The organism is Arcobacter sp. LA11 (assembly GCF_001895145.1).
Lineage (GTDB): Bacteria > Campylobacterota > Campylobacteria > Campylobacterales > Arcobacteraceae > Halarcobacter.
The window spans coordinates 38,020-52,117 of sequence record NZ_BDIR01000003.1; the positions used below are offsets into that span (position 1 = coordinate 38,020).

The 14,098-nt window shown below is 28.7% G+C and carries 14 protein-coding genes; 12 read left to right on the forward strand and 2 right to left on the reverse strand.

Annotation, left to right across the window (positions count from 1 at the left end):
• Position 1: 1 nt before the first annotated feature.
• Genes gltX through BT997_RS04005 form a run of 3 tightly spaced genes read left to right on the forward strand, consistent with a single transcriptional unit; the run spans position 2 to position 3,021 of the window.
• Positions 2-1,279: a glutamate--tRNA ligase gene (gltX, locus tag BT997_RS03995; protein ID WP_072680161.1), complete on the forward strand. Its 1,278-nt coding sequence runs from the start codon at positions 2-4 to the stop codon at positions 1,277-1,279.
• Positions 1,276-1,554, forward strand: a complete 279-nt coding sequence (locus tag BT997_RS04000; protein WP_072680162.1) for a YggT family protein — start codon at positions 1,276-1,278, stop codon at positions 1,552-1,554. Before gltX ends, BT997_RS04000 begins: the two co-directional genes overlap by 4 nt.
• Before the next feature lie 6 nt (positions 1,555-1,560).
• Positions 1,561-3,021 carry a transglycosylase SLT domain-containing protein gene (locus tag BT997_RS04005; protein WP_072680163.1) on the forward strand — a complete coding sequence of 487 codons (1,461 nt, stop codon included), beginning with the start codon at positions 1,561-1,563 and terminating at the stop codon, positions 3,019-3,021.
• Here the strand turns inward: BT997_RS04005 and BT997_RS04010 are convergent.
• The gene (locus BT997_RS04010) at positions 2,975-3,466 is read right to left on the reverse strand and encodes a hypothetical protein (protein WP_072680164.1); all 492 of its coding nucleotides are present in this window, start codon (positions 3,464-3,466) and stop codon (positions 2,975-2,977) included. The two genes, BT997_RS04005 and BT997_RS04010, sit on opposite strands and share 47 nt — an antisense overlap.
• A gap of 77 nt (positions 3,467-3,543) precedes the next feature.
• On the opposite strand from BT997_RS04010, the gene mobB reads away from it, so the two are divergent.
• Genes mobB through BT997_RS04035 form a run of 5 tightly spaced genes read left to right on the forward strand, consistent with a single transcriptional unit; the run spans position 3,544 to position 8,059 of the window.
• Complete coding sequence (gene mobB, locus BT997_RS04015) at positions 3,544-4,047, forward strand: molybdopterin-guanine dinucleotide biosynthesis protein B (RefSeq protein WP_072680165.1); 504 nt, start codon at positions 3,544-3,546, stop codon at positions 4,045-4,047.
• Positions 4,047-4,895 carry a class 1 fructose-bisphosphatase gene (locus BT997_RS04020; RefSeq protein WP_072680166.1) on the forward strand — a complete coding sequence of 283 codons (849 nt, stop codon included), beginning with the start codon at positions 4,047-4,049 and terminating at the stop codon, positions 4,893-4,895. Before mobB ends, BT997_RS04020 begins: the two co-directional genes overlap by 1 nt.
• Positions 4,885-5,085, forward strand: coding sequence for a hypothetical protein (locus tag BT997_RS04025; RefSeq protein WP_072680167.1), 201 nt, complete (start codon positions 4,885-4,887; stop codon positions 5,083-5,085). The genes BT997_RS04020 and BT997_RS04025 overlap by 11 nt, the downstream gene beginning before the upstream one ends.
• A gap of 23 nt (positions 5,086-5,108) precedes the next feature.
• Positions 5,109-7,061 (forward strand): methionine--tRNA ligase, encoded by a 1,953-nt coding sequence (gene metG, locus BT997_RS04030; RefSeq protein ID WP_072680168.1) that lies wholly within the window; start codon positions 5,109-5,111, stop codon positions 7,059-7,061.
• Positions 7,061-8,059 carry a hypothetical protein gene (locus BT997_RS04035; RefSeq protein ID WP_072680169.1) on the forward strand — a complete coding sequence of 333 codons (999 nt, stop codon included), beginning with the start codon at positions 7,061-7,063 and terminating at the stop codon, positions 8,057-8,059. The genes metG and BT997_RS04035 overlap by 1 nt, the downstream gene beginning before the upstream one ends.
• 3 nt (positions 8,060-8,062) lie before the next feature.
• Here the strand turns inward: BT997_RS04035 and BT997_RS04040 are convergent, their stop codons facing one another.
• Positions 8,063-8,719, reverse strand: a complete 657-nt coding sequence (locus tag BT997_RS04040) for a S24 family peptidase (protein WP_072680170.1) — start codon at positions 8,717-8,719, stop codon at positions 8,063-8,065.
• Between the two features lie 321 nt (positions 8,720-9,040).
• On the opposite strand from BT997_RS04040, the gene BT997_RS04045 reads away from it, so the two are divergent.
• Genes BT997_RS04045 through pckA form a run of 4 tightly spaced genes read left to right on the forward strand, consistent with a single transcriptional unit; the run spans position 9,041 to position 14,049 of the window.
• A complete protein-coding gene (locus BT997_RS04045; protein ID WP_072680171.1) occupies positions 9,041-9,277 on the forward strand; it encodes an OadG family protein in 237 nt (78 codons plus the stop codon).
• Positions 9,278-9,282: 5 nt separating this feature from the next.
• Entirely contained in the window at positions 9,283-11,094 is a 1,812-nt protein-coding gene (locus tag BT997_RS04050) for a biotin/lipoyl-containing protein (RefSeq protein WP_072680172.1), read from the forward strand.
• A 32-nt stretch (positions 11,095-11,126) separates the two neighbouring features.
• Positions 11,127-12,446: a sodium ion-translocating decarboxylase subunit beta gene (locus tag BT997_RS04055; protein WP_258239418.1), complete on the forward strand. Its 1,320-nt coding sequence runs from the start codon at positions 11,127-11,129 to the stop codon at positions 12,444-12,446.
• Between the two features lie 25 nt (positions 12,447-12,471).
• On the forward strand, positions 12,472-14,049 hold the full coding sequence (gene pckA / locus BT997_RS04060; protein WP_072680173.1) for a phosphoenolpyruvate carboxykinase (ATP): 1,578 nt from the start codon (positions 12,472-12,474) through the stop codon (positions 14,047-14,049).
• Positions 14,050-14,098: the final 49 nt, after the last annotated feature.

Here is a 14,098-nt window from a genome sequence, read left to right on the forward strand (position 1 = left end):
TTTGTTAAGATTTGCACCAAGTCCAATATCAGATATGTCTATAAATAACCTTAGAGTTGCTATTTTTAATTATATATTATCAAAACAACTAAATGAACAGCTTTTAATAAGAATAGAAGATATAGATAAAGAAAATAATATCGAAGGTAAAGATAAAGAAATATTAGAGATATTAAGTCTTTTTTCTATTGACTATTCACATGTTGTATATCAAAGTGAAAATTTAAAATATCATCAAAAGCTTGCTATGCAACTTATGTCAAAAAAGAAAGCATTCTCATGTTTTTGTGGAGATGATAAATTAAATGAATTAAAAGATGAAGCCAAAAAAAATGGAAAACCTTTTAAATATGATGGTTTTTGCGAAACTTTATCTGATGAAACAGTTTTAAATGTAAATGCACCTTTTACAGTTAGAATGAAAAAACCTGAGCAAAATATTAAATTTGTAGATGGATTAAAAGGTGATTTTGATTATACACCTTTAGATATTGATTCTTTTATTATTTTAAAACATGATAAAACTCCTACATATGATTATGCATGTGCAGTTGATGATATGCTTTATGATATCTCAACAGTAATAAGAGATGAAAAATATACTTCAAATACTCCAAAACAAATTTATGTAAGAGATACCTTAAACTATAGTAAAAATATTGATTATATCCATTTACCAACAATATTAGATGGACAAGATGATAAAAATTTTGTAAAATGGTTTATAGATGAAGGATTTTTACCGAGTGCAATTGCAAATTATTTAGTACTTCTTGGAAATAAAACTCCAAATGAAATTTTCTCTTTAGAAGAAGCTATAGAATGGTTTGATATAAAAAAATTATCAAAAAATTCTGTAACATTTGATATGGATAAATTAAAGTTTATAAATAAAAAGCATATTTTAACTATGGATGAAATGAGATTATCAAAAATTTTAGGTTTTGCTGATATGGATATTGGGAAGTTAGGAAAAATATTCTTAGAAGACTCTAGTACGATAAAAGAGATAAAGTTAAAAATAGATTTAGTTTTTATTCCAAAGTCTACTTGTGAAGGTTTTGAAGAAGAGTTTGTTGAATTAAAACTTTGTATGCAAGATGCGCCATTTTTTGATAATTTCAATCAGCTTGAAAACTTTATTACTGAAAAAACAGGTTTAAAAGGAGAAAATCTTCTTAAACCCTTAACATATATTTTAACAGGAAGTAATAATAATGTTAATCTTTCTGATATTTATCCCTTAATTAAAAACTACCTAGGAGAAATTGTAAAATGATAGATGCATTTTTAGGTTCAATATTTACTGTAATTCTTGCAGTAGTTTCATTATATAAATGGGTTATTATTATTTCTGCCCTATTGTCATGGGTTAAACCCGATCCTTATAATCCTATTGTTCAAATGCTTTACAGATTAACAGAACCTGCTTATGCATTTGTTAGAAGATTTATTCCTACAGTATTTGGAGGGATAGATTTAGCTCCTTTAATTATTATTTTTGCATTGATTTTCCTTGAAACATTTTTAGGAAGATTATTCATAGGAATGTAATTTTAAATGAAGCATTTAATATTTTTATTAGCATGTATATTTTTATTAAATGCTCAAGAAATAGAAAAAGAAGAAAATCAAACTGAACTTACATTTGATTGGCTTTTAACTTTAAATAAAGGGATAAAAAGAGATTTTTATGTAAATGAGTATCTTCAAAAAGATATTTCTTCAGAAGATTCTTTAAAAGCTTTATCTTTAGTTGATAATTTAACAAATGAAATGTTTTTTAATTTTGCAAAAGCCTTTAAACATGATGAAACTTTAGCCGTTGCACAATGTATGCAAATGGATACTAGATATTTAGTCGATTCTTATGCTGATTGTATTGTTATTGGATTATCTTTAGAAGAGGCTACTACTTTATCTTCTATTGATATTGATTTAATTGTGCAAAAAACAAGAGAAAAGTACCCTACTTTTGTAAAAAAATTAAAAGTCATTTCTTCTTCGATTCCTTTTACAAAACTTATAATATCAAAGAAAGATGATTTTTATGATATCTATTTAAATGTAGATAGTAATTTTAGAACTAAATATTTTAATTATAAATTGCCTAAAAGAACTTTTTTAAAGATATTTATAGATAAAAATAAGTTTGATAAATTTATAGCTATTTCTTTAACAAATGAAAAACTAAAAAAAGTTCATAATTCATTGTTAGAAGTGGATGATTCTTTATTAAATCATAACTCTTCTTTTTTATTGGCTTTAAATTCTTTGAATGATAATAATTTAAATAGTGCTTACATCTATTTAGAAAATGCAATATCTAAAACAAAAGATAAAAAGACAATAGATAAATATTTATTTTGGAAATATTATATTACAAAAGATGAAGATATTTTAGAAAACTTATCTAATAGTATTAATTTGAATTTATATTCTACTTTAGCAAATGAACTATTAGCAAAACCTTTGCTTGACGATAGTTTTCTAGAGAGTTTAGACCCTTTTGATATTTTAACAAATGATTATGATTCTAGTAGAATTGCCTTGCTTTATGCTATTGCAAAAATAAAGTCAAAATTTGATGCAAATAAAATTTCAAAAAATTTTGAAGTAGGAATTATGCAACTTAAAACTTCTTTACTTAGAACTATTTCTACAAATTTAAATGAAAGGTATAGTTCTTTTAGTCAATTTAATATGGAAAATAGTATAAAGTATGCAAATATTCATTTAAACAACTTAGAGAATTTATTTAAAGACCCAATATATTTATTTCTTGCATATGAAGGAAATATTAAACTTTTGAATAAATCAAAAGAAAATATATTTAAAAGTGATGATTTATTTAAATCTTTACAAAAGCTTGAATATGTTTCTAATATAGAAAAAGAGTATTTAAAAGATTTTATTCTTTATTACTATTATTTTTATAATAAGTTAACAAAAAAAGAGAAGTTAACTTTATCCTCTATTTTTGAAAATCAATTAGAACTTGACCAAAAGTTGAATGACTAAGTTTTAAGTTTAATGATTTCACCTCTTCTTCTTTTTTATTAAAGTGTACTAAATAGTAATTAGCCCAACTATTTTTTAAAGGTATACTTTCTACTAATTTTGATTTATTATCTAGTTTTACAATACTTGTAGCTATTTCATTGTTTAAAAAAACTTTATAACCATTTTCTGTCAAGTCATGCTTATCTTTATTAACTAAGTGTATACCTATAATAAAACTATTAAGTTTTTCTGTTTGATATTTTTTATCAATTTTATTTAAATATGTAGCAAATAACTGTGCTTTAGTCTCATTTTTATAGTTTAAGTCTCTTTTTTTAGTATATTGTATGGCATTTGCACTTAGTGGGTCTTCTTGAAAATAATTTAAAGCACTAGTTTTTGGTCCACAACCTGTAAAAAGTATTAAAAATAGTAAAGAAGATAGAAAATAAAATTTATTCATAAATTGTTCCTAAGTGATAATAATGTGGCATTTTACACTAAACTTTCTTTAACTATCTTTTGGATAAAATCTGCGCTATGAATAAGAAATATAAAAAATTAGCAATTGCTTTTAGCGGTCCTTCAAATAGTGGAAAAACTACACTTGTTGCCAAGGTATCTAATATACTACAAGATAATGGTTATAAGGTATGTATTATCAAACATGATCCTAAAGATAAAGCACGATTTGATAAACCGGGAAAAGATAGTGATAAGTTTACTCAAACAGGTGCAGATGTTGCAGTAGTTAGTCCTACAAGAACTACTTTGTTTAAACAAGCGACTTCTACAGTTGATGAAATGATTGAATTATTCGGTGACTTTGATTATCTTCTTGTTGAAGGTCTTAAGACGTTACCTCTTCCAAGAATTTCAATCTTTAGAAACAGATTAGATAGAACATATTATCCCGTAACGGATGCAATTGCACATGATGAAACAATTGATAGTAGTGAAATACCATCAGATATTGATAAGTTAGATTTAAATAATCCAGAAGAAGTTATTTCGTGGATTGAAAAAAATGCAAAGAGAGTTTAATGAAAGATATTATTAAAGCTATTGAAGATGCTAGTATTAGGATTAAAGATTTAATTGAAACTGGCGATACTGGTAAAAGTGAAAATGAAAATTCAACTGGTGATACTCAGTTAAAACTTGACATAGCAAGTGATGAAATAATTGAAGAGATATTTGCAAAGATTCCGTCAATTAAAGCAATTGTTAGTGAAGAGCAAGAAGCAATTGTTGATTTAAATGATAATGGAGAGTATTTAATTGCTTATGATCCTTTAGATGGTTCATCTTTAGTTGATGTTAACTTATCAGTAGGTTCTATTTACGGTATATACAAAGATGAATTTAATGCTCAAAATATTATAGCTTCTGTCTATGTAGTATTTGGCCCTAGAGTTGAAATGGTAGTTGCACTTGATAATTGTGTAAAAATGTATAGATTATTAGCAGGAGAGTTTAAATATATTCAAGATATTAAATTAAATGCTAAAGGTAAATTAAATGCTCCAGGTTCAACGCAAAACTGTTGGGCTCCTTATCATAAGACTATGATTGATGATATTTTTAATGATGGATATAGATTAAGATACTCAGGTGGAATGGTTCCTGATTTACATCAAATATTACTAAAAGGTGGAGGACTATTCTCTTATCCTGGAACTACAGATAGACCAAAAGGTAAATTAAGACAACTATTTGAAGTATTTCCTTTTGCATTAACTTATGAATTTGCAAATGGTGGGGCAATTGATGGATTAAAAAGAGTTTTAGAAGTTGAAACTACTCATATTCATGATACTACACCGTGTTTTTTTGGTTCAAATGAAGAAATTAATAGAGTATTAGAAGTTTATAAGAATAATGCAAGATAGTCAAAAACAAGATGAATGGGATATAAAGCTTGATGTTAAGCTTGAAGAACTAAAAAAATGTCAACAATCATTTTCTTTAGATTCATGTAATCCTTGTGAAAAGTTTTTTGATTGTGAACTTAGAAAGAATTATGTAAAAGCTGTTTATGAGTCTATGAGTAAGGGCTCTGGCGGTGGATTCGAATTTTAATTATATTATTATAGAGGTAAAAGATGGAAGAAACTTGTAAAAATGTTTATATTACAACACCAATTTATTATGTAAATGATGTGGCCCATATAGGTCATGCTTATACAACAATTATTGCTGATATGTTAGCGAGATATTCAAGACTAACAGGGTCAAAAACATTTTTCTTAACAGGAACAGATGAGCACGGACAAAAAATTGCTCAAAGTGCTGAACAAAGAGGAAGAACAGCCCAAGAATATGCAGATGAAGTATCTGGTAAATTTAGAAAATTATGGGATGATTTTGATATTACATATGATAAGTTTATAAGAACTACAGATGAAGAACATAAAATAGGTGTACAAAAAGCATTTGAAATCATGCATAGTAAAGGTGATATTTATAAAGGTGATTATGAAGGTTTTTATTGTGTATCGTGTGAAACATTTTTTACTGAGAAACAATTAATTGATGAGCAATTTTGTCCTGATTGTGGAAAGCCTACAAATATTGTAAAAGAAGAAAGCTATTTCTTTAAATTATCTGCTTATGAAGATAAATTAATCAAATGGTATGAAGAAAATGAAGACTGTATTTTACCAAGAGCAAAGAAAAATGAAATTGTAAATTTTGTTAAAGGTGGTTTAAGAGATTTATCTATTTCAAGAACATCTTTTGATTGGGGAGTTAAACTTCCTGAATCAATGAATGAACCAAAGCATGTTATGTATGTATGGTTAGATGCTTTAATGAACTATATTACGGCCTTAGGATATGGAAAAGATGAAGAAAATATGGATTTCTGGCCTGCAACATCTCATCTTGTAGGTAAAGATATTTTAAGATTCCATTCTATTTATTGGCCAGCATTTTTAATGTCTTTAGATTTACCTCTTCCTAAACATATAGCAGCACATGGTTGGTGGACAAGAGATGGTGAAAAAATGTCTAAATCAAAAGGAAATGTAGTAAATCCTAAAGAGATTGCCGATGCGTATGGACTTGATGCATTTAGATATTTTATGCTTAGAGAAGTGCCTTTTGGACAAGATGGTGACTTTTCTCAAAAAGCTTTAATGGATAGAATTAATTCAGATTTAGGAAATGATTTAGGAAATTTATTAAATCGAATTTCTGGTATGTCTGGAAAATATTTTGATTTTAAAGTGACTTCAAAAGATGTAGAAAAGTTCCATAAAAAAGAACTTTCTGAAGTAGAAGCTATTTTAGAAAATATAGAAGAATATTTATATAAAATGCAAATCAATAGATATCTAGAAGATATTTGGAAAGTATTAACTATTGCAAATAAAGCAATTGGTGATTATGAACCTTGGGCTAAGATGAAAGAAGGCAAAGAAAATGAAGCTATGGCTTTAGTTGCTTTGATTACTAATATTATGGCAAGAGTTTCATTGTTATTAGATTCTGTAATGCCAGAAAAAATTGCAAAAATTGCTGAATCTATAGGTTTAAAAATAAATACAGAGAACTATAATAAAATATTAAAAAATAAAGAACTATTAGCAGATACAACTATTACAAAAGTTGAACAACTATTTCCTAGAATTGAAGAAGTTTTATTAGAACAAGCAAAACCTACAGAAGTATCAAAATCTGAAGCGGAAAAGAAAAGTGAAGCTAAAAAAGTTGAAGAAGAACCAGATAACTTAATTACTATTGACAAGTTTTTTGAAACAACATTAAAAATAGGAACAATTGTAGAAGCTGAAGAAGTTCCAAAATCAAAAAAACTATTGAAATTACAAGTTGATGTTGGGGAAGAAAAAAATAGACAAATTCTTGCAGGGATAAAAGAGTTTTATAATTCTGCAGATTTAGTAGGAACACAAGCTTGTGTTGTAGCAAATTTAAAACCTGCAAAATTAATGGGTATGTTGAGTGAAGGTATGCTTATGGCTGCTCGAGATGAAAATGGTTTATCTTTAATTAGACCAGAAGCTCCAAAAAAATCAGGTACTAAAATAAGCTAGTGCAAATAACATCGATTCTAGATATCATAGATGGAAGATTATTAAATCATCCATCTATTTCTTTTATATACTCTATTAAAACTAATCCTAAAAAAATAAAAGAAGGCGATTTATTTATTGTTCAAGATGAAGATGATATTCCTCTTGCCATTGAAAATGGAGCCTTTGCTTTAGTTGTAAATAAAAAAATAGAAGATATCCCTGATAATGAAATTGCATGGGTATATGTAGAATATATTGAAGAAACAATTATTAAGTTAGTAAGATATTTATTGTCAAATATTAGATTGACTGCTTTTTATTGTAATAGTGTATCTTATGAATTATTTAATATTTTAAGAAAACCAACTGTTCATACAAATATTAAAATTATTCCTAATAACTTATCAAAATTTTTTAAACTATTAGATGATATTGAAGAAAATGATACAATAATTTGTTCTAATCAAAAACTACTTGATGATATTTATCCTATCAATTTTAATTTTAATACAAAAGAGTATGATATTAACAATTTAATAGAACACTCTATTTTTGAGACTACTTTTAGTCATAAAGATAGATATTTTTCAAAACTTAAAATTTCAAGTTTATATTTGACTGAATTTTTAGATGTTTATAGTTATTTAGGATATGACGCAGATTTAAACAAATTAAAAAAATTCCATAGTTTAAAACCAATTTTTGTAGATAAATTGATTAATCATACCGAGTTTGGTAGAACAGATAAGTTTTTAATAGCTCAAGATAAAGATGATTTACTTCAAAAAGAAGTTAATTATTTAACAAATAAATATAAATATGCAAAAGTATTGTATTTGACTACAAAAGATATTGATGACAACAGGGATATAGACTATATTTTTATTAATTCCCTAGAAGAATTGAAAGAGTTTTTAAAAAAGGTTCAATTTAATGCTGTCTATTTTATTGGTGTATCTTATGATGAACTTTATGAACAAGTTTCTAAACAGAACAATGAACCTTCTTTAATATAAAAATTAATATATCATTCCAAAAGAACTTACCACTTTACCTACAATAGTTACTTCACTTTTATCTAATATTTGAATTGGATAATCTTTATTATCAGATATAACATCAAGTTGTCCATCTGCTCTTCTTTGAATTCTTTTTACAAATAAACCATGATTAGTAGTAAACGCATATATTCCATCTCTTGCTACATCTTTTTTTGTCTTATCTATAAAGATAATATTATCACTATTTAATGTTGGCTCCATAGAATCCCCAATGACATTTATAGCATCAATATTTTTTAGATTTTCCTTACCACCTAACATACTTATAAAATATGGAGGAACCTCCATTGATTCGGCACTATCACTATTTTCATAGGCACCACCTCCTGCACTAACACTAACCTCAGGATAGTATCTAATCCAATATTTATCAGTAGAATCTACTAAAGAACCTGGGTTTTGATTGTATAGTAACCAGTTAATTGATATTTTTTTCTTTGCACAGAAGTCTAAAATATTAGAAAAAGGTATTTTCCCTCTATTCTTCATAGTTGCAAAATTTACTTGGCTTAAGTCTAAAGCAGTTGCAACATCCTTATCAAAAACTTTTCCATCTTTACCATCTTGGCTTAATATATCTTTGAGTTTTTCTATAATTTCACTTACGATTAACATTTTAACTCCTTTAAACTAATTATATTACAAAATGCAATATTTTTCAAGTGTTTTGAAAAATTTATATAAAATTTGACATATATTTATTCAAAAAGGATATAAAATGGCACAACAAATTGAGAAAGCAACAAGCAATGTAATGAAAATGTTAGAGAAAGTTGATAATTTTTTACTTGAATTTGGAACTAAAATATTATAAATAGCAACAAAAAAGCAAAATTCCTAAATTTATAAAAAATTGAGATAAAAATAAATTCTACTAAAGCAAAGTTTCTATAAAATTAGATTACTAATTACACGATGGTAACCACGGGGAGTAATATGGAAACAAATTTAATTGCCGAAGCAGGAAAATTTATGGCACTAGGGATGGGAATAGTATTCTTATTTTTGGTTGTTATGATTTTTGCTCTAAAACTACAAGCAAAGCTTATTGGAAAATATTTTCCTGAAAAGAAAGTATCACCTAATAAACCTGCTGTAAGTGCTTCAAACAACACTGCAAAAATGGCTGCAATTGTAGCTGCTGTACAACATCACAAAAATCTAAAAGGTTAATTTAAATGGCTAAAAAATATATTGATGTCATGGATACTACTTTTAGAGATGGATTTCAATCTGTCTTTGGAGGTAGAGTTTTAATGGATGATTTCTTTCCAGCTGTAGAAGCTGCGAAAGATGCTGGGATAACTCACTTTGAGTTTGGTGGAGGAGCAAGATTTCAATCTTTATTCTTCTACTTACAAGAAAATGCTTTTGAGATGATGGACAGATTTAGAGAAATCGTAGGTCCTGACGCTAACTTACAAACACTAGCAAGAGGAATTAACACTGTTATGTTAGATACTGGTTCAAGAGAATTAGTTGAAATGCATGCTAAAATGTTTGCAAAACATGGTGTTACAACAATTAGAAACTTTGATGCATTAAATGATGTTCAGAATTTAGAATATTCTGCAGAATGTATTAAAAAGTATGGATTGAATCATGAAGTAGTAGTTACTTTAATGGATTTACCACCAGGATGTGAAGGTGCACATGATGTTCCTTTTTATGAAAAAACATTAAGACAAATTCTTGATAGTGGAGTTCCACATGATTCTATTTGTTTTAAAGATGCCTCAGGTACTTCTTCTCCACAAAAAGTTTTTGATACTATTAAGATGGCAAGAAAACTAGTTGGTGAAGATACACATATTAGATTACATACTCATGAAACAGCTGGGGTATCTGTTGCATGTTATCTTGCTGCATTAGATGCTGGAGCAGATGGTATTGATTTAGCTGCTGATCCAGTTTCAGGTGGAACTTCTCAACCAGATATTTTAACTATGATGCATGCTGTAAAAGGTATGAATTATGATTTAGGTGGTTTAGAAATTGAAAAAGTTTTAAAATATCAAGAAGTTTTAAAACATCAATTAAAAGATTATTTTATGCCACCAGAGGCAACACAGGTATCTCCATTAATTCCTTTCTCACCTATGCCAGGTGGAGCTTTAACTGCTAATACTCAAATGATGAGAGATAATGGTACTTTAGATAAGTTCCCTGAAGTAATTAAAGCTATGAGAGAAGTAGTTGAAAGAGGTGGTTATGGAACTTCTGTAACTCCTGTATCTCAATTTTATTGGCAACAAGCATATGCAAACGTTATGTTTGGACCTTGGAAGCAAATTGCACCAGGTTATGGAAAAATGGTACTTGGATATTTTGGTAAAACTCCAGTAGAACCAGATTCTGAGATTGTTTCTTTAGCTGCAGAAAAGTTAAAGCTAGAACCAACTACTGAAAATCCATTAGATATTGCAGATAGAGATGAAAAGAAAACAATGTCTTATTGGGAAAATAGATTAAAAGATGAAAATATTGAAACAACAGAAGAAAATATTTTTATAGCTGCTGCTTGTGATGAAAAAGGTATTGCTTTCTTAAAAGGTGATGGACCTTTAAGTGTAAGAAAATCTAATGATTCAACTTGTGAAAATGATAAAGAATGTAATTTAGGAGAAAATAAAGGTATGAGTAACGCAACTGGAAACTACACAGTAGTTGTAGATGGACAAAAATTTAATGTAACTGTAGCAGAAGGAAATGCTGATATTCAAGTAACACCTGTAGCAGATGCAGCACCAGCTGCAGCTTCAAGTGCCCCTGCTGGTGGAGCAGAAATTCCTGCTACTGTTGCGGGTAATCTTTGGAAAATGAATGTAAAAGTTGGAGATAAAGTTGAAAAAGGTGACGTAGTTGCTATTTTAGAAGCTATGAAAATGGAAATTGATGTTGAAGCTCCTTGTTCTGGTACAGTTTCAGCTATTTTAGTTAATCCAAGTGATGCAGTTGAAGAAGGTCAAGCTTTAGCTACTATTAGCTAGTTAGATGAAATTAGGAATTCGGAGAATAATTAATGAATAAAAAACTAATGGCATCAATGCTAATTATATTTTTTGCAATTTTTAGTTTAAATGCTTTTGCTTCAAGTAGTGCAGCAGAACCAATTAATACTGAGACTAAAGAATATGAATCAAAATCATTAGGCCAACTATTAAAGTCTTTTTATGAGACAACAGGTATTTATGCCTTTACAAATCCAAGAGACACGGTTATGACAGCTGAAGCTCACGCTGAAGATGCAAGACCTATGACTACATTCGAACAAACATGGGGAAGATTAATCATGTTTATCGTGTGTTTAACTCTATTTTATTTAGCAATTGCTAAAGGATTTGAACCGTTATTACTTATGCCAATAGCATTTGGTGGTATTTTAGCTAATATTCCACTTGCTGGGATTGGTGGAGAAACGGGAATGCTTGGTATTATTTATAATATGGGTATTGCCAATGGATTTTTTCCTTTACTTATCTTTATGGGTGTTGGGGCAATGACAGATTTTACACCGTTACTTGCAAATCCTAAATCAGCAATTCTAGGTGGAGCTGCACAATTTGGAATCTTTGGTTCTTTAGTAGGTGCAGTTGCTATTGGATTTGATTTACAATCTGCATCAGCTATATCTATTATTGGTGGAGCTGATGGACCAACATCAATTTTTATTGCAAATAGACTTGCCCCTGAATTATTAGGTGCAATTGCTGTTGCAGCTTATTCTTATATGGCCTTAGTTCCAGTTATTCAACCTCCAATTATGAGAGCATTAACAACTGAAGCTGAAAGAAAAATTAAAATGCCAAAATTAAGAAAGGTTAACAAACTAGAAAACTTAATGTTACCGATTGTTATTTTATTCTTAGCAATTTTATTTTTACCAGAATCTACTCCTCTTATTGGAGCTTTTGCTTTAGGTAATTTCTTTAAGCAATCAGGTGCAGTTGAAAGACTTTCTGATACTATGCAGAATTCATTAATCAATATTGTAACTATTTTCCTAGGATTAGGAGTTGGTTCAAAGCTAGCAGCTGATAAATTTTTAGTTGTAGATACTTTAGGTATTATGATTATTGGTCTATTAGCATTCTCAGCAGGTACTGCAGCAGGTGTTATTATGGCAAAAATTATGAATAAGTTTGCATCAGAAGAAAACAAGATTAATCCACTTATCGGTGCAGCTGGGGTATCAGCGGTTCCTATGGCAGCAAGAGTTGTGAGTAAAGTTGGACAAGAGTATGACAAATCAAATGTGTTATTAATGCATGCGATGGGTCCAAATGTTGCTGGAGTTATCGGTTCTGCCGTTGCTGCTGGTGTACTTTTATCAATATTTTAATTAAATTAGTAGGGAATATAAAAAAATGTCTGAAATTAAAGACTCACTTGGCCTAGAAAATGTAGGTACAGTGTACAGAAATCTAGATGTAGATACATTAATTCAACATGCAGTTGAAAATGAAGGTGCAAAAGTATCTTCAACTGGTGCACTTATGATTGATACTGGTATTTTTACTGGTAGAAGTCCTAAAGATAAATTTTTTGTTAATCAAGATCCATCAAATAAGTATATTGCTTGGGGAGATATTAATAGAAAAGTTTCAAAAGATGTATATGAAGATTTAGAAATTACATCTAAAAAACAATTAAGTAACAAAGATTTATATGTTACTGATGTATATTGTGGTGCATCTTTAGATAGTAGAAAATCTGTTAGATTTATTACTGAAGTTGCATGGCAGGCTAACTTTATTCAGAATATGTTTATTGTTCCAAAAGAAGAAGATTTAGAAAACTTCGAACCAGAGTTTACAATTTATAATGCTTGTAAAACTGTAGATATGGCTTATGCAAGTCATAAACTGCATTCAGAAGTTTATGTTGTATTTAATGTAGAAGATAATACAGCTCTTATTGGTGGTACTTGGTATGCTGGTGAGATGAAAAAAGGTGTTTTCTCTATGATGAATTATTGGTTACCTTTAGAAGGTAAGTTAGCAATGCATTGTTCAGCAAACATTGGTAAAGATGGAGATACGGCTCTATTCTTTGGTCTTTCGGGAACAGGGAAAACTACACTTTCTACTGATCCAAACAGGTCATTAATTGGTGATGATGAGCATGGTTGGGATGATAATGGAATCTTCAATTTTGAAGGTGGATGTTATGCAAAAGTAATTAACCTTGATGGTGAATCTGAACCAGATATTTTTAATGCTATTAAAAAAGGTGCAATATTAGAAAATGTTGTTGCTGATGAAAATGGTGTTGTTGATTATACAGATGGTTCAAAAACTGAAAATACAAGGGTTTCTTATCCTTTAGATCATATTCCAAATCATACTCCAGATATGAAAGGTGGTCATCCAACAAATATCATCTTTTTATGTGCTGATGCCTTTGGTGTTTTACCTCCTGTTGCTAAATTATCTAAACAGCAAGCAATGTATTACTTTTTAAGTGGTTATACTGCAAAAGTTGCGGGAACTGAAAGAGGAATTACTGAACCAGTAGCTACATTCTCTTCTTGTTTTGGTGAAGCATTTTTACCGTTAAATCCGACAGTTTATGCTTCTTTACTTGGAGAAAAAATTGATAAACACAATGTAAATGTTTATTTAGTTAATACTGGATGGACTGGTGGTCCTTACGGTGTTGGTTCAAGAATGAGTATAAAAAATACAAGAGCTTGTATTAATGGAATCTTAGATGGTTCTATTAATGGTTCTGAGTTTGAAAAATTACCTGTATTTAATCTTCAGATACCAAAAACATTAAATGGTGTTGAGACTTCTGTATTAAACCCAAGAAATACTTGGGAAGATAAAGATGCATATGATGAAACTTCTCAGAAGTTAGCTAGTATGTATATTAAAAACTTTAAAAAGTATTTAACTTTAGAAAGTGATTATGACTTTACATCAGCAGGGCCTAAACTATAAAATTCAATAGTTTTAAATAAAAAAAGGAGTGAAGAAATTCACTCCTTTT

Coding starts and splice junctions, on each gene's coding strand:
- BT997_RS04000 (WP_072680162.1), top strand. CDS start 1,276: ATGATAGATGCATTTTTAGGTTCAATATTTACTGTAATTCTTGCAGTA.
- BT997_RS04005 (WP_072680163.1), top strand. CDS start 1,561: ATGAAGCATTTAATATTTTTATTAGCATGTATATTTTTATTAAATGCT.
- BT997_RS04010 (WP_072680164.1), bottom strand. CDS start 3,466: ATGAATAAATTTTATTTTCTATCTTCTTTACTATTTTTAATACTTTTT.
- mobB (WP_072680165.1), top strand. CDS start 3,544: ATGAATAAGAAATATAAAAAATTAGCAATTGCTTTTAGCGGTCCTTCA.
- BT997_RS04020 (WP_072680166.1), top strand. CDS start 4,047: ATGAAAGATATTATTAAAGCTATTGAAGATGCTAGTATTAGGATTAAA.
- BT997_RS04025 (WP_072680167.1), top strand. CDS start 4,885: ATGCAAGATAGTCAAAAACAAGATGAATGGGATATAAAGCTTGATGTT.
- metG (WP_072680168.1), top strand. CDS start 5,109: ATGGAAGAAACTTGTAAAAATGTTTATATTACAACACCAATTTATTAT.
- BT997_RS04040 (WP_072680170.1), bottom strand. CDS start 8,719: ATGTTAATCGTAAGTGAAATTATAGAAAAACTCAAAGATATATTAAGC.
- BT997_RS04045 (WP_072680171.1), top strand. CDS start 9,041: ATGGAAACAAATTTAATTGCCGAAGCAGGAAAATTTATGGCACTAGGG.
- BT997_RS04050 (WP_072680172.1), top strand. CDS start 9,283: ATGGCTAAAAAATATATTGATGTCATGGATACTACTTTTAGAGATGGA.
- BT997_RS04055 (WP_258239418.1), top strand. CDS start 11,127: ATGAATAAAAAACTAATGGCATCAATGCTAATTATATTTTTTGCAATT.
- pckA (WP_072680173.1), top strand. CDS start 12,472: ATGTCTGAAATTAAAGACTCACTTGGCCTAGAAAATGTAGGTACAGTG.